This is a genomic window from Streptomyces sp. NPDC028722 (assembly GCF_040637655.1).
Lineage (GTDB): Bacteria > Actinomycetota > Actinomycetes > Streptomycetales > Streptomycetaceae > Streptomyces.
In genome coordinates this window covers 144,447-160,969 of the sequence record NZ_JBEZWU010000012.1, presented here as the reverse complement: position 1 = coordinate 160,969, position 16,523 = coordinate 144,447, and the positions used below count along the sequence as shown (strand labels likewise).

At 73.0% G+C, this 16,523-nt stretch carries 17 protein-coding genes; 9 read left to right on the top strand and 8 right to left on the bottom strand.

Translation table 11 applies throughout. The annotated features are described in order from the left end of the window. Window positions 1-253: 253 nt before the first annotated feature. The 3 genes from AB0F03_RS20330 to AB0F03_RS20320 form a co-directional block, all read right to left on the bottom strand. A complete protein-coding gene (locus tag AB0F03_RS20330; RefSeq protein WP_361993647.1) occupies window positions 254-919 on the bottom strand; it encodes a 4'-phosphopantetheinyl transferase superfamily protein in 666 nt (221 codons plus the stop codon). Between the two features lie 87 nt (window positions 920-1,006). Continuing rightward, on the bottom strand, window positions 1,007-2,485 hold the full coding sequence (locus AB0F03_RS20325; protein WP_361993645.1) for an AMP-binding protein: 1,479 nt from the start codon (window positions 2,483-2,485) through the stop codon (window positions 1,007-1,009). After that, window positions 2,485-2,736, bottom strand: coding sequence for an acyl carrier protein (locus AB0F03_RS20320; RefSeq protein WP_361993643.1), 252 nt, complete (start codon window positions 2,734-2,736; stop codon window positions 2,485-2,487). Before AB0F03_RS20320 ends, AB0F03_RS20325 begins: the two co-directional genes overlap by 1 nt. A gap of 372 nt (window positions 2,737-3,108) precedes the next feature. On the opposite strand from AB0F03_RS20320, the gene paaA reads away from it, so the two are divergent. The 9 genes from paaA (at window position 3,109) to kynU (ending at window position 11,392) form a co-directional block, all read left to right on the top strand. Continuing rightward, the gene (gene paaA, locus AB0F03_RS20315) at window positions 3,109-4,236 is read left to right on the top strand and encodes a 1,2-phenylacetyl-CoA epoxidase subunit PaaA (protein WP_361993641.1); all 1,128 of its coding nucleotides are present in this window, start codon (window positions 3,109-3,111) and stop codon (window positions 4,234-4,236) included. Further along, window positions 4,236-4,547 (top strand): 1,2-phenylacetyl-CoA epoxidase subunit B, encoded by a 312-nt coding sequence (locus AB0F03_RS20310; protein ID WP_361993638.1) that lies wholly within the window; start codon window positions 4,236-4,238, stop codon window positions 4,545-4,547. The genes paaA and AB0F03_RS20310 overlap by 1 nt, the downstream gene beginning before the upstream one ends. Continuing rightward, entirely contained in the window at window positions 4,531-5,328 is a 798-nt protein-coding gene (gene paaC, locus AB0F03_RS20305; RefSeq protein ID WP_361993636.1) for a 1,2-phenylacetyl-CoA epoxidase subunit PaaC, read from the top strand. The genes AB0F03_RS20310 and paaC overlap by 17 nt, the downstream gene beginning before the upstream one ends. 74 nt (window positions 5,329-5,402) lie before the next feature. Beyond that, the gene (paaD, locus tag AB0F03_RS20300; protein WP_361993793.1) at window positions 5,403-5,897 is read left to right on the top strand and encodes a 1,2-phenylacetyl-CoA epoxidase subunit PaaD; all 495 of its coding nucleotides are present in this window, start codon (window positions 5,403-5,405) and stop codon (window positions 5,895-5,897) included. 8 nt (window positions 5,898-5,905) lie between these two features. After that, window positions 5,906-7,471 carry a 2Fe-2S iron-sulfur cluster-binding protein gene (locus tag AB0F03_RS20295; RefSeq protein WP_361993633.1) on the top strand — a complete coding sequence of 522 codons (1,566 nt, stop codon included), beginning with the start codon at window positions 5,906-5,908 and terminating at the stop codon, window positions 7,469-7,471. Between the two features lie 53 nt (window positions 7,472-7,524). After that, entirely contained in the window at window positions 7,525-8,301 is a 777-nt protein-coding gene (locus AB0F03_RS20290) for an SDR family oxidoreductase (protein WP_361993630.1), read from the top strand. A gap of 104 nt (window positions 8,302-8,405) precedes the next feature. Beyond that, window positions 8,406-9,260, top strand: coding sequence for a tryptophan 2,3-dioxygenase family protein (locus AB0F03_RS20285; protein ID WP_361993628.1), 855 nt, complete (start codon window positions 8,406-8,408; stop codon window positions 9,258-9,260). Continuing rightward, the gene (locus AB0F03_RS20280; RefSeq protein ID WP_361993625.1) at window positions 9,250-10,098 is read left to right on the top strand and encodes an alpha/beta fold hydrolase; all 849 of its coding nucleotides are present in this window, start codon (window positions 9,250-9,252) and stop codon (window positions 10,096-10,098) included. The genes AB0F03_RS20285 and AB0F03_RS20280 overlap by 11 nt, the downstream gene beginning before the upstream one ends. A 43-nt stretch (window positions 10,099-10,141) precedes the next feature. Then, window positions 10,142-11,392: a kynureninase gene (gene kynU / locus AB0F03_RS20275; RefSeq protein ID WP_361993622.1), complete on the top strand. Its 1,251-nt coding sequence runs from the start codon at window positions 10,142-10,144 to the stop codon at window positions 11,390-11,392. Here kynU and AB0F03_RS20270 read toward each other — a convergent pair. From AB0F03_RS20270 to AB0F03_RS20250, 5 genes are all read right to left on the bottom strand, one after another. Then, a complete protein-coding gene (locus AB0F03_RS20270) occupies window positions 11,385-12,332 on the bottom strand; it encodes a PfkB family carbohydrate kinase (RefSeq protein WP_361993619.1) in 948 nt (315 codons plus the stop codon). The genes kynU and AB0F03_RS20270 overlap by 8 nt on opposite strands. Window positions 12,333-12,449: 117 nt before the next feature. After that, window positions 12,450-13,451: an SIS domain-containing protein gene (locus tag AB0F03_RS20265; protein ID WP_361993616.1), complete on the bottom strand. Its 1,002-nt coding sequence runs from the start codon at window positions 13,449-13,451 to the stop codon at window positions 12,450-12,452. A gap of 80 nt (window positions 13,452-13,531) precedes the next feature. Beyond that, entirely contained in the window at window positions 13,532-14,377 is an 846-nt protein-coding gene (locus AB0F03_RS20260) for an ABC transporter permease (RefSeq protein ID WP_361993614.1), read from the bottom strand. Beyond that, window positions 14,374-15,282, bottom strand: a complete 909-nt coding sequence (locus AB0F03_RS20255; RefSeq protein ID WP_361993611.1) for an ABC transporter permease — start codon at window positions 15,280-15,282, stop codon at window positions 14,374-14,376. Before AB0F03_RS20255 ends, AB0F03_RS20260 begins: the two co-directional genes overlap by 4 nt. Beyond that, complete coding sequence (locus AB0F03_RS20250) at window positions 15,246-16,517, bottom strand: spermidine/putrescine ABC transporter substrate-binding protein (protein ID WP_361993608.1); 1,272 nt, start codon at window positions 16,515-16,517, stop codon at window positions 15,246-15,248. Before AB0F03_RS20250 ends, AB0F03_RS20255 begins: the two co-directional genes overlap by 37 nt. Window positions 16,518-16,523 lie beyond the last annotated feature (6 nt).

Below are 16,523 nucleotides of genomic sequence, written 5' to 3'. Positions count from 1 at the left end.
ACGCTCCGCACTCGGGGCGGTGTCGACCACCGGCCTCGGGTGCGGAGCGGGCGGACGACCGCCGGGGAGAATGAGGAAGGCCGGAGAGAGAGGGAACGACAGGCCCCCTCACTCGATTCCGTCGGCGCGTCGACGAGCGACGAGCGCCCACGCGGCTTCGGCGGGGGAGCGGGAAAGGAAAGAGCACCACTCGTGGGTGCGGTTGCGCGGGTGCCGGTGTGCGGGGGGCCTTCGATGAGGCGGTGGCCGGCGGTCAGGGGCCGGCCCGGCCGAGGACCGTGCTGAAGACGCCCGTGCCGACCGCCACCACCTCGACGTACACGGCGGGCCCAGGGTTCCGCCGCGCCTCGATCCGCAGCCCGCGCGCGCATGGGCGGGCGAGCAGGTCGCGCAGGCTCCTCAGCATGCCCGTGGGAAGCGCTTCCGGGCCGGTGTGCAGGGCTTTCCACGCGGCTTCCTTCGCCGAGAACAACGAGGTCACCGACCACCGCGCCGCACCCGGCGCGGAAGCGTGCAGCAGTTCCTCCTCGTCCTCGCGCAGCACCAGGCGGGCCGCCTCGGCGGGCAGGGGGCGCAGTTCCAGATCACAGCCGAGCGGGCTGTCCCGTCCCGGTGCCCGGGCCACGGCCACCGCGACCCCCGCGCTGTGCGAGATGGACGCCGCCCGCCCGGGAGGGAACACCGGCAGGCGGCCCGCCCGCGGGATCTCCCCGCAGTCCAGCCCCACCGCGCGCAACGCGCGCCGCGCCGCGAGCCGGCCGGCCAGGAACTCCAGCCGGCGCTGCGGCGCCATCCCCGCGGCCGCGGCCTCCTCGGCGGGCCCGGCGGGGACGGCCCGCGGTTCCGAGACGACGGCGGCGCCCAGCCCGAGCCCGGCCGCCGCCCACTCCGCCCGCAGCGGGCGGAGCAGCGCGGCCACCTCGGCACCCGGACCGGGCGTTGCCCCCGGGAGCGTGCCCGGGGGAGGGCCTGCCGTCGGAGCCGGGCACTGACACGGGCGCACGCGTCAGGCCCGCAGCAGCTTCTTGACGATCTTCCCGGCGGGGTTGCGGGGCACCTGCTCGATGAACTCCACCCGCCGCGGACGCTTGTACGGGGCGAGCCGCTGCCCCACGTGGGCGAGCAGCTCCGCGGCCCGGGTGTCCGGTTCGGCGACGACGTACGCCAGCGGTACCTCGCCGTAGTCCTCGTCGGGCATCCCGACGACCGCCGCGTCCCGGACCGCCGGGTGGGACAGCAGGGCCCGCTCGATCTCCGAGGGGTAGACGTTCTGCCCCGCCCGGATGATGACGTCCTTGGTGCGGTCCACGAGATGGATACGGCCCGCGTCGTCCACGAACCCCAGGTCACCTGTTCTGATCCAGCCGGCGAGGCTGATCTCGCGCGTGGCCTCGGGGTCGTTCCAGTAGCCCTGCATGACGCCCGGCCCGCGCACGACGATCTCGCCGATCTCGCCGCGCGGCAGCTCCCGCCCGGCTCCGTCGACCGCGCGGGCGGACATCCCGGGCACGACGCGTCCGCAGGGGATGCGGGCCGTGACGTCCCCGGGCGCCGGGTGCTCGTCGGGGCCGAGGGTGACGAAGGGCCCGCCCACCTCCGTCATGCCGTACACCTGCCGGAAACCGCAGCCCAGGCGCTCCACCGCGTCGGCGTACACGTCCAGGGGCATGGGGGCGGCGCCGTACAGGATCTCCCTCAGCGAGGACAGGTCGGCGCGCCCTGCGCCCTTGGCCTGGAGCATGAAGCGGAGCATCTGCGGGACCAGCCACATGTGCGTGGCACGGTGTTCCTCCACCGCGGCCAGCGCCCGCTGCGGCGTGAAGCCGGGCATGAGCACGACGGTGGCCCCGGCCGCCAGGTAGGTCAGGGACACCACCATGCTGCCGTGGTACAGGGGGCAGCAGTTGACCATGACGATGTCGTCGGTGGGCCGTGCCATGACCAGCCAGCCCAGGGCGATGGCGCGGAACGACGCGCTGTCGACGGTGACGCCCTTGGCCTGTCCGGTCGTCGCCGAGGTGTGCAGCACGGCGATCGGGTCGGTGTCGGCCACGTCGGGCAGGTCGCGCTCGGCGGCCAGGGTGCCCAGGGCCTCGAACACCGGCTTGTCCAGAGCCACCCTCATCCGCACCGACGCCGGAAGCTCGGGGTGCCGGTCCAGCAGCTCCGACTCACCGAGGACGGCCACCGCTCCGACGCGTTCGACAATGCCGGCGACCTCCGGCACGGCCAGGCTGTGGTTCAGCGGGACGAACAGCGCGCCGAGCCGGGCGAGCGCGAAGTAGGTCTCCAGGACCTCGATACGGTCCTTGGACAGCACCGCGACGCGGTCACCGCGCCCGATGCCCAGATCGGCCAGCCCCCGCGCGAGTTCCAGCGTGCGGTCGTGGAACTGCGACCAGGTGAGCCGGCGCCGCTCGTCGACCAGCGCCAACCGGTCGGGCCGGCACTGGCGGTTGCGCTCCAGCAGCTGTGCCAGCCACATCACGCACCGCCGGCGCCGGCGACGGAACGCTCGGCCGTGAACCGCTCGTAGTCGGCGATCGTGTGCAGGCGCTCCATGTCGTCCGCGGTGATCTCCACGCCGAGCCGCTGTTCGACGAGCAGGACGAGACGCACCAGGTCACCGGAGTCGATGCCGCTCGCGGCGAGGTCGACGTCGTCACCGACCCGCTCGGCGTCGGCGAACTCCGCGGTACCGGTGAGTTCGACCAGCAACTCCCTGATGGTGCTCATGCTTTCCCCTTTCGCCGCGGCGAGTGACCGCCGGGCGGATCTCGTGGGTCCGGTGTCACCCGAACAAGAGGCCCGCGCGGCGCACGGCAATCCCTGCCGGTCGGCGTGAGCTTTGTCACGCACCCGCACCGGCCGACGCGGGGATAGCGGGGCGCGCACCGAGCCTCTTTCCCCTACGGAGACCGCGCGGCACCCGCCCGGCGGACCGGGCACTGCGAGGCGCCGGGCGACCCGGAGCCCGACGCGCCGGGCCCGCCGGGCGGGCCGATACCCGCAAGACGCCGAAGGAGTGATGCCAGTGCCCAGGCCATACGTCCGGTCCGAGGACCGGTACGTGCCCGCCGTGGCGGTAACCGGCCGCGGAGGCACCGCATGAGCGCACAGCCGGCCGGCACCGCGCCCGCCGCACCGGACGAGCTCCTCGCGCACTTCGACGGCCTCATCACCAGGGGCGAGACGATCGAACCCCGTGACTGGATGCCCGACGGCTACCGCCGGATGATGATCCGTCAGATCGCGCAGCACGCCCACTCCGAGATCATCGGCATGCAGCCGGAGGGCGCCTGGCTCACCCGGGCCCCTTCCCTGCACCGCAAATCGGTGCTCATCGCCAAGGTGCAGGACGAGGCCGGGCACGGGCTGTACCTCTACTCCGCCGCCGAGACACTGGGTGTGGACCGGGCCGATCTCTTCGACGCCCTGCACGGGGGGCAGCAGCGGGCTTCGGCGACGTTCAACCACCCGGCGCTGACGTGGGCGGACACCGGCGCCGTCGCCTGGCTGACGGACGGCGCCGCCGTCATCAACCAAGCGCCCCTGTGCCGCACGTCCTACGGACCGTACGCCCGGGCGATGCGCCGCGTCTGCCAGGAGGAGGCCTTCCACGTACGGCAGGGGTACGACCTCATGCGCGCCCTGTGTGCGGGCACGCCGGAACAGAAGGCGATGGCCCAGGACGCGGTGAACCGCTGGTGGCTGCCGGCCGTGGCGCTGATGTTCGGCCCGCCCGACACCGAGGCCGGCGGCACCGACGCCCGCACCGCCGCACTCGGCGCCGCGGTCTCCCGCCGCGCCATGGCCTGGGGCATCAAGCGCCACACCAACGACGAACTGCGCCAGCGCTTCGTCGACAGCTGTGTCCCCCAGGCCGAACGCCTCGGGCTCACCCTCCCCGATCCGGCGATCCGCTGGAACGAGGAACGCGGCCACTACGACTTCACCCCGGTCGACTGGGACGTCTACCGCGAGGCGCTCGGCGACGACACGCACTGGTCCCGGCAACGCGTCGAACACCGGCGCACGGCGCACGAGGACGGCGCCTGGGTGCGGGAGGCGTCCGCGGCGTACGCGGCACGCTTCGGAGCCGACGGGGCACCCAGCAGCACGGCTACGGCTACGGCTACGGCTACGGCTACGGCTACGGCCACGGACGCGGACACGGCTACGGTCCCGGTCACGGCCACGGCCCAGGGGGCGCGGGAACGGGTGGGTGAGCGCTGATGAGCCGGGAGCGAGAGGGCGCCCCGGCGTCCTGGGAGGTCCTCCTCAGGCCCCGCCGGGGCCTCGCCCACCAGCACGTGGGGTCCGTGCGCGCCTCCGACGCCGAAACGGCCCTGCTGCGGGCCCGTGATCTGTACACCCGGCGCGGCGACCCGCTGTCCCTGTGGGTGGTCCGCTCGGACGCCGTGCACGCGGCCTCCCCGGACGAACACGACCCGTTCTTCGCGGGCGCCCACCACAAGCCCTACCGGTACCCGGAGCAGTTCGCGCCGCTGACCGAGGAAGGCCCCGACGGTGACCCTCTCGACTGACCCCGCCGCGTCCGCCGAAGCCGCCCGCGTCGACGCCCACCTCGCCGTGCACCTGCTGCGCCTCGGCGACGACGCTCTCGTCCTCGGGCAGCGGCTGTGCCAGTGGATCACGCGCGCGCCGACCATCGAGGAGGACATGGCGCTGTCGAACATCGCCCTCGACCTGATCGGCCACGCCCGCATGCTGCTCACCCTGAGCGGACAGGCCGACGGAACCGGACGCACCGAGGACGAGTTCGCCTTCACCCGCTCCGACCGCGAGTTCACCAACGCCCTGCTGACCGAACTGGCGAACGGGGATTTCGCCGTGACCGTCGCCCGGCAACTCGCCTACACCCACTACGCGGTCCTGTACTACGAGGCCCTGGCCGGATGCGCGGACGCCCGACTGGCCGGTTTCGGCGAGCGGGCCGCCCGGGAGGTGGCCTTCCACCGGATGCACGCCGACAACTGGACCCTCCGGCTGGGACTCGGCACCCCCGAGAGCTGCCGTCGCATGCAGCGGGGACTGGAGCGCGTGTGGCCCTACACCGCCGAGTTGTTCGACGTGGACGACGTACTGAGCCACCTCGTCGCGGCGGGCACGGTGCCCTCGCCCGCCCCGCTGCGTCCCGCCTGGGAGCGGAGTGTGGGCGAGGTCGTGACCCGCGCCGGCCTGTCCGTGCCGGTCCCGCGCTGGCAGGCCCGCGGCGGCCGGGCGGGCCTGCACACCGAGGAGTTCGGGCCGCTGATCGCCGAGATGCAGTCGGTGCACCGCCAGTTCCCGGGAGGCCGCTGGTGAACGGCCCGACCCCCTCGGTGACGTCCCCGGCGCCGCCTCGGACGACACCTCCGGCACCGCGACCCGTCGTACCCCTGCGCCCCGCCCGCGCGGTGACGGAGGTCCGGGCCCTCGTGGAAGCACTGCCCGACCCGGAGCTGCCGATGATCGGCCTCGGCGACCTCGGCGTGATCCGCTCGGTCGCCCCGGCCACCGACGGAGTGCTCGAAGTGGAGGTCACCCCGACCTACCTGGGCTGCCCGGCACTGCCCGCCATCGTCTCCGCGATCCGGGACGTGCTGGCCGCGAGCGGCCACCCCGAGGGGCGGGTACGGCAGGTCCTGTCCCCGCCGTGGACGACGGACCGCATCACGGAGGCGGGGCGGGCGAAACTCGCCGCCCACGGCATCGCCCCGCCCGTCCCCGCCCCGGCGGACGGTCCGGTCCCGGTCCCGCTGGCCCAGGTGCCCTGCCCGCACTGCGGCTCCCGTGCCACCCGGCCGCACAGCCCTTTCGGGCCGACCCGCTGCCAGTCCGTGCTCCGGTGCACGGCATGCCACGAGCTGTTCCCCCACCTGAGCGCGCTGTGAGGCGGACCGTGAACACCATCGACACCTCCCACACAACCGTCCCCCCGGGCGGGTCCGCCTCCGCCGCGGACAGGGCCGACGACACCCCAGGCGTGTCCGCCGCGCCCGGCACCGCCTCCGCCGAGACGGGCGCCATCCCCACCGCGCCGGGCACTGCCTCCGCCGCCGCAGGTGGTCCCGCCGGGCCCGGCACCGCCTCGGCCGGAACCGGCACCATCCCCACGGAGCCCGGCGTCGCCTCCGCCGCGGGCGTGTCCGCCCCCGCCGGCGTTCCCGCCGCGCCCCGTCCCGTCCCCGCCGGGCCCGGCGCCATCCCCACCGCGCCGGGCACTGCCTCCACCACCGCCGGCGTTCCCGCCGCGCCCCGCCCCGTCCCCGCCGGGCCCGGCCCCCTCCCCGCCGAGCCCCGTCCCGCCGCCACCCCCGCCGAGGGCGCCGTCGTGCCCGTTGCCGCGCCCCCGGCCGCCTCGGGTCCGGAACCCTCCGGCCGGCCCCGGCGCAGTGGCTGGCACCCGCTCGTGGTCGCCGATGTCCGGCACCTGCCCGGCGACGCGGTCGCGGTCACCCTGGAGGTGCCCGGGCCGCTGCGCGAGGTCTTCGCGCACCGGGCCGGCGAGCACGTCGTGGTCCGGCACCACCTCGCCGGCAGGGAGCTGCGCCGCAGCTATTCCGTGTGCCCCCCACCCGGCGACCCGGCCGCGCTGCGCCTGGTGATCAGGCGCGGTGCCCCCGACGGCTTCGGTGCCCATGCCATCACCGCTCTGGCACCCGGAGACGTCCTCGAACTCTCCTCGCCCACGGGCACGTTCGCTCTGCCCGGCCCACCCGGGGGGCACCACGTCCTGATCGCGGGCGGCTCCGGCATCACACCGCTCGCCGCCATGGCCGCCACCGCGCTGCGCGAGGACCCCGCCTGCCGGGTCTCCCTGATCCACTCGGTCCCGACGTCCGCCGACGCCCTGCTGGCCGACGAACTCGCCCTTCTCAAGGACGCGTTCGTCGACCGCTTCACCGTCCTGTACGTCCTCACCCGGGAGGAGCGCGGCGCCGGGCCGCCGGGCGGGCGCATCGACGGTGTGACGCTGCCGCGCCTGCTCACCGCGGTCGGCGCCCGCCCCGGCCCCGGCACCGCGTTCGCCCTGTGCGGCCCGGCCGGCCTGGTCGTCTCCGTACGCCGGGCGCTCACGGTGTGGGGCGCCGAGGCGGCCCGGATCCGCTCGGAGATGTTCACTCCTGCCGGTACCGGTACCCCGCAGCCGAGTGCGCCGCCTTCCCGGCCGACGGCCGCCCCGCAGCGGACCCGTGTCACCGCGCTGCTCGGCGGTCACCGCCGTCTGGCGACCGCCGGACCCGGCGATGCCACGCTCCTCGACGCGCTGCTGCGCGCCCACCCCGACGTCCCCTTCGCCTGTCGCGAGGGCGTGTGCGGCAGCTGCCGCGCCCGCGTCCTGTCCGGCCGGGTGACGGCGGCACCCCAGCACGCCCTCGACGCCGAGGAGACCGCCGCGGGCTACACGCTCGTGTGCAGGGCCCGGCCGCTCGGCACCGAACTCACCCTCGACTTCGACGCATGACCCGGCGCACGTCGCGTGCGCGATCCCAGCACACTCGCCCGAAGGAGAAGACGTTGACCACCACCCTGCGGCACGAGGGCAGAACCGCCCTGGTCACCGGAGGCAGCCGCGGTATCGGCCGGGCCATCAGCCGGCGCCTGGCCCGGGAGGGTGCCCTCGTGGCGGTCCACTACGGGCACGACCGGACCGCGGCCGAGCGAACCGTGAAGGAGATCGAGGCCGACGGCGGCCGGGCCTTCCCCGTCCACGCCGAACTCGGTGTGCCGGGCGACGCCGACGCGCTCTGGGAGGCGTTCGACCGCGCCCTGACCGGTCAGGGCGCGCAGCCGGGCGTGGACATCCTCGTCAACAACGCCGGCATCACCCTTCCGCGCCGGATCACGGACGTCACCGAGGCAGACTACGACCGGGTGTTCGCCATCAACACCAGAGCACCGTTCTTCATCGTCCAGCGCGGACTGGACCGGCTGCGCGACGGCGGCAGGATCGTGAACGTCTCCTCGGTGGCCACCCGCGTCGCCTTCCCGGCGATCGTCGCCTACACCATGACCAAGGCCGCCCTGGACTACCTCACTCTGTCCCTCGCGCAGGAGCTGGGCCACCGGGGCATCACCGTCAACAGTGTCGCGCCCGGCTACACCGAGACGGAGATCAACCCCACGCTGCGCATCCCGGAGGTCCGCCGGCGGTACTCGGAGGCCTCCGTGTTCGCCCGGCTCGGCGAGCCCGCGGACATCGCCGACGTCGTGTCCTTCGTGGCGAGCGACGAAGCCCGCTGGGTGACCGGCCAGTGGATCGACGCCTCGGGCGGCGTGCACCTCGGCGTGTGAGACAGCCCCTCGCCACACCGCTTTTCCCGCACCACCCGACCGGTGGCCCCCCGCCCCGGCCGCAGGGCCGCGCTCCCGGCCTGTGGCAGCACCAGGAGGATGCCATGAACGACAGCACGTCCGCCCTCGCCCCGCCCCTCGGGGACGGCCTCGACCTGTTGACCCAGCCCTTCCCCGGCGCGAGCCCCTACGACACCTATGTGCACGCGTCCGTCCTCAACACACTCCAGCACCCCCTCACCGAGGCCCCGGACGAGATGGGCTTCCTGGTCACCACCCAGGTGATGGAGCTGTGGTTCACCCTGATCGTCCACGAGTGGCGCACCGCCGGTACGGCCTTCGCCAAGGACGACCTGGACGCGGCGATGGACGCACTGGTGCGCAGCCGCCGCGCCCTGACCGCCCTCAACGCCGCCTGGGCACCGATCGCCGCCCTGACCCCCTCCCAGTTCAACGGTTTCCGCGCCGCGTTCGGCAGGGCGTCCGGCTTCCAGTCGGCGATGTACCGGCACATGGAGTTCCTCCTGGGAGACAAGTCCCCCGGCATGCTCCGCCTGCACCGGGGCGACGGACCGGTCCACGAGGCGCTCGGCGAGACCTACCGTGGACCGTCCCTCTACGACGAGGTGCTGCGCTTCCTGCACCGGCGGGGCCTGCCCGTCCCCGAACACGTCCGGGAGCGGGACGTGACCGGCCCGTACACCTCGGACCCGGACGTGGTCGAGGTCTGGCGGCAAATCTATGCCGGCCCGCAGCACCATCCGCTGCTCGCCCTCGGTGAACTGCTCACCGACATCGCCGAACTCGTCACGCGCTGGCGCTCGGACCACGTCATGGTCGTACGCCGTGCCATGGGAACCAAGAGCGGCAGCGCGGGCTCCGCCGGGCTCGCCTGGCTGGAGCGGCGCGCGGCCCGCCCGGTCTTCCCCGAACTGTGGGAGGTGCGCGGTGGCCTCTAGGACCATCTCCGCCTTCGCGGCCGAGGAGGAGAAGCGGGTGCTGAGCCTGAAGCCGGTGCTGGCGCCCGTGCACGGCTCCTACGGGAACCACCCCCACCAGGTCTACGACGCCTGGCCGGCCGACGACCCCGCCGCCCCGCTGGTGATCCTGTTGCACGGCGGTTACTGGCGCTACGACCGGATGCACCTGACCCCCTTCGCGGCCTACCTCTCCGGGCAGGGCTTCGACGTCCTGCTGCCGGGCTTCCGTCGGTCCGGTGGCGCCGGCGGCTATCCCGAGACGTTCGACGATGTCGCGCGGATCGTGGACACCCTGCCCCAGGGACGGCCGTACGTCCTGGCGGGGCACTGCTCGGGCGGCCACCTCGCCCTGTGGTGTGCGGCGCGCGGCCTGCTGTCGCCCGGTTCGCGCTGGTACACCGCGGACCTGCCCACCGCCGTGCTGGCGCTCGCTCCGATCACGGACCTCACCGCCACCCGCCGCGACGACCTCAGCAACGGCGCCGCCCTGCAACTCCTCGGCGGAATGCACGTGTTCGAGGAGCGACTGTCCGCGGTGGACCCCCTCACCCTGCTGCGCGACGCGGGCACGACCGGCGTCCCCACCGTGCTGCTGCACGGGGCCGTCGACGAGGAGGTCCCGCTCACCCAGTTCACCGACTACGCGTCCGTACACCGTGATCTGAGGACCGTCGTGCTGCCCGGCACCGGCCACTACACGCTCATCGAACCGGGGGCGCCCGGTGCCCGCGCGGTCGCCGACACCCTGGGGGAGATGTCGGCCGCCTTCGGCGCACGCCGCCCGGCCGACGGCAGCCGGAAGACCCCGCAGCCATGACGACCACCGGCACCGGACGACGACAACCGGAAGGCCCGCAACCGTGACGACGACCTTCACCGCACTGGACGAACAGGCCGTGCGACTCGACGCCGACGACGTCCTGGCCCCCCTCGGCGAGCGGTTCCTGCTCCCGGACGGCGTCGTCTACCTCGACGGCAACTCCCTGGGCCCCCTGCCCGCCGCCGTCCCCCAGGCCCTCACCGACGTGGTGTCCCGGCAGTGGGGCACCGACCTCATCCGCTCCTGGAACACCAACGGCTGGTGGGACGCGCCCCTGCGGGTGGGTGACGCCGTCGGCAGGCTCCTCGGCGCGGCGCCGGGGCAGACGGTGGCGGGGGACTCCACCAGCGTGCAGTCGTTCACCGCGCTCAGCGCCGCGGCCGCACTGCGCCCCGACCGGACGCTGCTGGTCACCGACCCCGGCCACTTCCCCACCGACCGGTACCTCGCACAGGCGGTCGCCGACCGCCACGGCCTCGAAGTACGGTACGTCCCCCCGGCCGGCCTGGCGTCGTTCCTCGCCGCGGAGGGCGATCGCGTCGCCGTGATCAGCTACCCGCCCGTCGACTTCCGCACGGGGGAGCTGTACGACATGCGGTCGCTGACCGAGGCCGCGCACCGCGTCGGCGCGCTGGTCCTGTGGGACCTGTGCCATGCGGCGGGCGCCCTCCCGCTGCAACTCGACGCACACGAAGTGGACTTCGCCGTCGGCTGCGGCTACAAGTTCCTCAACGGCGGTCCGGGAGCCCCCGCGTACCTGTACGTGGCCCGACGCCATCACGAGGCACTCGACACCCCGCTGCCCGGCTGGAACGGCCATGCCGACCCCTTCGGCCTGAACCGCCACTACACGCCCGCGCCGGGCATCGCCCGGGCCCGGATCGGCACCCCGCCCATCCTGTCCCTGCTGGCCCTCGAAGCCGCGCTCACCGTCTTCGACGACGTCGACCTGGCCCGGGTCCGCGCCAAGAGCCTCTCCCTGACCACCTTCTTCCTCCAGTGCACCGCCGAACTCCTCGTCCCCCTCGGCTTCGAACCCGTCACCCCGTCCGACCCCGCGCGCCGCGGCAGCCACGTCGCCCTGCGCCACCCTCACGCCCACGGTCTGACCCAGGCCCTGGCGGACCGCGGCGTGATCATCGACATGCGCGCCCCGGACCTGCTGCGCTTCGGCGTGAACGCCCTCTACACGACCCATCAGCACCTGCTCACCGCCGCCGGCCACCTGAGCGGCATCGTCCGGGAAGCCACCTACGACCCGACGCCCCCGCCCTCGGGCCCGGTCACCTGAGAACTGTCGGAGCACCACAGCCGTCCGCACCCGGCGTTCGCGGGGCGGACGCTGCCCAGCCGTCACGCGGCGCTCCCGTCGGCGTCGGCCAGCCGCAGCCGAAGGCGGCCTCCACGAAGCACTGGTGGTAGGCCGCCTGCGCGCCCTGGTGCAGGGCGCGTTCCAGGGCTGCGGGGGTCGGCGAGTCACGCCGGGACCAGCCGTCGCGCAGCAGTGAGACGGCGAACCCGGCGACGAAGGCGTCCCCGCAGCCCATCGTGTCGGACATGGAACCGGGGTCCGCGGTACGGGCCGGCGCGGCGGCCGTGGTCCGGCCGTCGTACGCGATCGCCCCGGCCAGGCCACGGGTGGCCAGCGCCATGCCGGCCCCCCGCTGCACCGCCTCGGTGAGCAGCGCGCGCGTGGCGGCCTCGTCCAGGTGCGAGCACGACAGCAGCGCCAGGTCGACATGGGGGCAGACACGGTCGAGATAGGCGGGAGTGCGGTACTCCTCCTCGTCGGAGAAGTCGAAGCTGACCAGTGGGCCGGCTGTGGCGAGCCGCGGGAGTGCGGCCTCGGTGCGGGAGTAGACGCTGGAGTGCACGAGGGTGAACGACGCGGCGTAGGCGAGCAGGGCGGGGGTGAGGGGGAGAGGTTCGCGGACGGCGTCACCGCCGGGGTCGTAGCCGAGGAAGACCCGGTCACCGTGCCGCACGTGCAGCGTGGAGACCGAGGTCGAACCGTGGCGCACGAGGCTCCGGTCCACGGTGACGCCCTGCGCGGTGACGGCCGCGCGCAGGGCGGTGCCGAGGTCGTCGTCGCCGAACACCCCCAGGTAGGCGGCGTCCAGGCCGAGCCGGTGGGTGTAGACGGCGACGTTGACGCAGTTGCCGCCGGGGTAGTCGGTGCCGCGGTCCACGAAGCGGTCGACGGTGTTGTCGCCGAAGCCGAGGACATTCATGAGGGACTCCCGAGGTGCGGGCACGATGTGCGAAGGCACCGCGCCCGCCGTGGGCGCGCCGGTGCCAGGGCACCGGCGCGCGGGACGTGAGGGACTAGGGGTACCGGTCGGAAGGGCTCAGTAGTCCATGACGCGGTAGTAGCGGCGCAGGTCGAGCGAGTGGTCGCGCACCCGCTCCAGGTGCTTGCTGACCCTGTCCATCACGGTGTCCGTCACCAGCGGGGCGAGCAGTCCGCGGAACCGCGGGCTGATGCCTTCCAGGGGGTAGTCGCGGGTGTCGAAGACGGTGACGTCCTTGGAGACGCGCTTGGCGAAGGCCTCGGCGCGGTCGGTCAGGGCCCGGGTCTCGTCCTCGCCCTGGAAGACGATGACACTGGTGCTCTCCTCCAGGAGCTCCAGCGAGCCGTGGAAGAACTCCGCGCTGTGCACCCGGGTGGTGCGCAGCCACTGCATCTCCTCGAGGATGCACATGGAGTACAGGTAGGTGAATCCCCACAGGTTTCCGCCGCCGATGAGGAAGTGGTAGCCGGTGTCCTTGTGGGCCTCGGCGAAGGCCGCCGCCACCGGCTCGGCCTGCCGGGCGACGTCCACCAGGATGCGGGGCAGGCCCGCGAGTTCGTCGGCGAGTCGTTCGTAGCCCTCGAACTCGCCCCGGCGGGAGAGCAGCCGGCCCATGAACAGCAGCAGCTGGACGTCGAACGGCCAGGCCTTGGGCTCGGAGATCAACGCGGTGTCGACGTTCTGGGCGACGGGGGAGTCGGGGTAGCCGGTGAAGCCGATCGTGTGGGCGCCCCGGGACTTGCAGTAGTCGATGGCGCGGAGGCTGTCGTCGGTGGTGCCGGAGACGGAGGTGAAGACGGCGATGGTGCGTTCGCCGAGGCGGGCGTCGCCGGAGGCGACGAGTTCGGCGGCGACGGCGGCCCGCACCGGCAGCACCGAGGAACGCCGGGCGAGGTGCTCATAGGGCCACATCTGCGCGTAGGTGCCGCCCGCGCCCACGAGGAGGACGTTGTCGTAGCCGTCGTCGGCCAGACGGTCGACGACCTTCTCGATCTGGGGACGCAGCGCCAGGAGGCTCTCCGTCTGGGAGACGAACTCGGCTTCGTTGAACTTGAGCACGGTGATGACTTCCTCAGGGGTTGTTCCGTACCGGCCGGCGTGTGCCGGTGAACCGGTGTCCGAAGGACGCGCGGACCGGGTCAGGTCGCGCGACGCCGGGAGAACAGCACGTTCGCCCCGGCGATGATCAGGCCGCCGACGAAGATCAGCGTTCCCATGACGTTGACCTGCGGGGGCACGCCGGTACGGCTGGCGCTGTACACCCACAGCGGGAAGGTGACCGTACGGCCGGCGTTGAAGCTGGTGATGACGTAGTCGTCGATGGACAGGGCGAAGCAGAGCAGGGCACCGGAGGCCACGCCGGGCAGCAGCATCGGCAGGGTGACCAGCCGGAACGCCGTCCACGGGCCCGCCCCCAGGTCGCGGGCGGCCTCCTCCAGCGTCGGATCGTGTCCGGCCATGCGTGCCCGTACGGTGATGGCGACGTAGGGGATGCAGAAGGCCACGTGCGCGATGACGACGGTCCAGTAGCCGCGGGGCACGCCCATGACGATGAACAGCGACAGCAGTGCGGCGCCGAGGGCGATCTCGGGGGCGGCGATGGCGGCGAACATCAGCAGGTCCACCGAGCCCCGGCCGCGGAAGCGGTGACGGCCGAGCGCCAGCCCGATCGGCGTGCCCAGCAGGGTGGCGACCACGGCGACGACCACGGCGATGGTGAGGCTGTTGACCAGCGCGGAGGTCAGGTTGGGGAGGGCGAACAGGTGCCGGTACCAGGTGAGGGTGAAGCCCTGCCAGGTGAAGTTCACCTTGCTGCCCGTGTTGTTGAACCCGAACAGGATCATGACGGCGATCGGCAGCAGCAGCCAGCCCAGCACCAGCACGGTGTACAGAGTCAGGGTGGGGCGGCGGCGCCCGCGTCCGGCGCGGCGTGGACGTGGCGTGGCGGGCGCGCCGGCCGCGGGAGCGACGGTTGTGGTGGTCATCGCGCGGCCGCCTCCAGGACCTCTTCGGTGCCCAGGGCCCGGGCGTAGGTGAACACGGCCAGCAGCAGTGCGCCCATGAGGACGAAGGACAGGGCGGAGGCGCCGGGGTAGTCGAGGTTGGTGAAGTACTCGGTCTGGATGATGTTGCCGATCATCGTCGTGGAGGGGCCGCCGAGGATCCCGGCGTTGACGTAGTCGGCACAGGCGGGCACGAACGTCAGCAGTACGCCGGCGAAGACCCCGGGCAGCGACAGCGGCAGCACCACGCGCAGGAACGTCTCCGCCCGGGAGGCGTACAGATCGGTGGACGCCTCGATCACCGTGGGGTTCACCCGTTCCAGGGCGACGTACACGGGCAGCACCATGAACGGCAGGAAGTTGTAGGTCAGTCCGCCGATCACCGCGTAGGGCGTGGCCAGCAGGTGGAAGTCGGCCGGGAGCAGACCGATGTCCTTCAGCGGTCCGAGCAGGACGCCGTGGTCGGCGAGCACCACGTTCCAGGACTGGGTGCGGATGACGAAGGAGACGAAGAAGGGCAGCAGGAGCAGGAAGAGGAACACCGATTTGTGCCGGCCGGCCCGGAAGGCGATCCAGTAGGCCACCGGGTAGCCGACGACGGCGCAGCCGACGGTCGCCGCGGCGCCGTAGACCAGGGACCTGACCAGTTGCACGTGGTAGGTGCGCACCACGTCGGCGTATGTGCTGAAGTGGAACGTCTGGCGGAAGCCGTCGATGAAGTCGCCGGTCTGCAACGACAGCGACACCATCACGATCACGGGGGTGACGAAGAAGGCGGCCAGCCACAGCCAGCCCGGCAGGATCAGCAGATAGGGGGCAAGTGCTTCCCCGGGACGGCGGCGGCGCCGGGTCAGGCCTGGTAGATCGGTTCGAACAGCGCGTTCCACTGCTTCTCCTCCTCTTGGTCGAGCACCCGCAGACGGCGCAGCTTCGACTGGTCGGCTTCGGTCGGGAAGACCAGGGGGCTGGTGCTCAGGGCGTCGAGCACGGTGCGCCGCCTGCCGCCGGCGGCGGCCGCGTCGCGTGCGACGACCTGCTGCGCGGCGGGAACGGGGCAGACGAACTGCACGGTCTCGCTGATCTTCGCGGCGACCTCGGGCCGGTAGGCGTAGTCCATGTAGGCCAGCGCGTCGACGGGATGGACGGCCGTCGACGGGATGCAGAGGTTGTCGGTCCACAGCAGACCGCCCTCCTCGGGGATGACGAACTCCAGCTGTGAGCCGCTCTGATTGGCCTGGAAGACGTCGCCCGAGTACACGAGGGAGGCCGCCAGGTCGCCCCGCTGGAGGGAGGACTGGTAGGTCGACGTGGAGTAGGAGCGGACCATGCCGGCGTCGCGCTGCTTGCGCAGCCAGGCCGCCGCCTTGCGCCAGTCGGCACGGGTGGAGGTCTCCGGGTCCACGCCGACGGCCAGCAGCGCGATGTTGCCCATCTGGACGGCGTCGTTCCACATGCCGACCCTGCCGCGCAGCTTCGGGTCGAGCAGGTCCTGCCAGCTGGTGATCCGCCGGCCGACCCGGGCCGGGTCGTAGCCGATGCCGGTCATGCCGGACTGCCAGGGCACGGTGTAGACGTTGCCGTGGTCGAAGGGGGAGTTCTTGAAGGCGGCTCCGCCGTACTGCGCGAAGTGGGGCAGACGGGTGTGGTCGAGCGGGGCGAGGTAGCCGAGTTCGATGTACTTGCCGAGGTAGCTGTCGCCGCCGACGACCATCAGGTCGTAGCCGATGCTCTGTCCGGAGGCGAACTCGGGCTGGATCTTGCCGAACCAGGAGGCGCTGTCGTCGATCAGCTCGTCGTAGGTGACCTCGATGCCGCTCTCGCGGGTGAAGGCGTCGAGGGTGGGATGCTTGCTCTGGTCGGCGGGGTCGACGTCGATGTACTGCGTGTAGTTGACGAAGTCCAGCCTGCCGGACCGCTTCCTCCCCCTCCAGAAGTCGGTGACGGCGGCGGCGATCTCCGCCTTGCCGGTGGGGACGTGTACGCGGGCGCCGGGGACGCTGCACGCGGCGAGCGGGGCCAGTGCGGCGGCGCCGACCGCGGCGCGCAGCAGGCCGCGCCGGGTGCAGCCGCGCGGGGTCAGTCCGCGCGGCCGGGGCGCGAAGGGTGTGGAGTGTTCGGGCATGGTGCT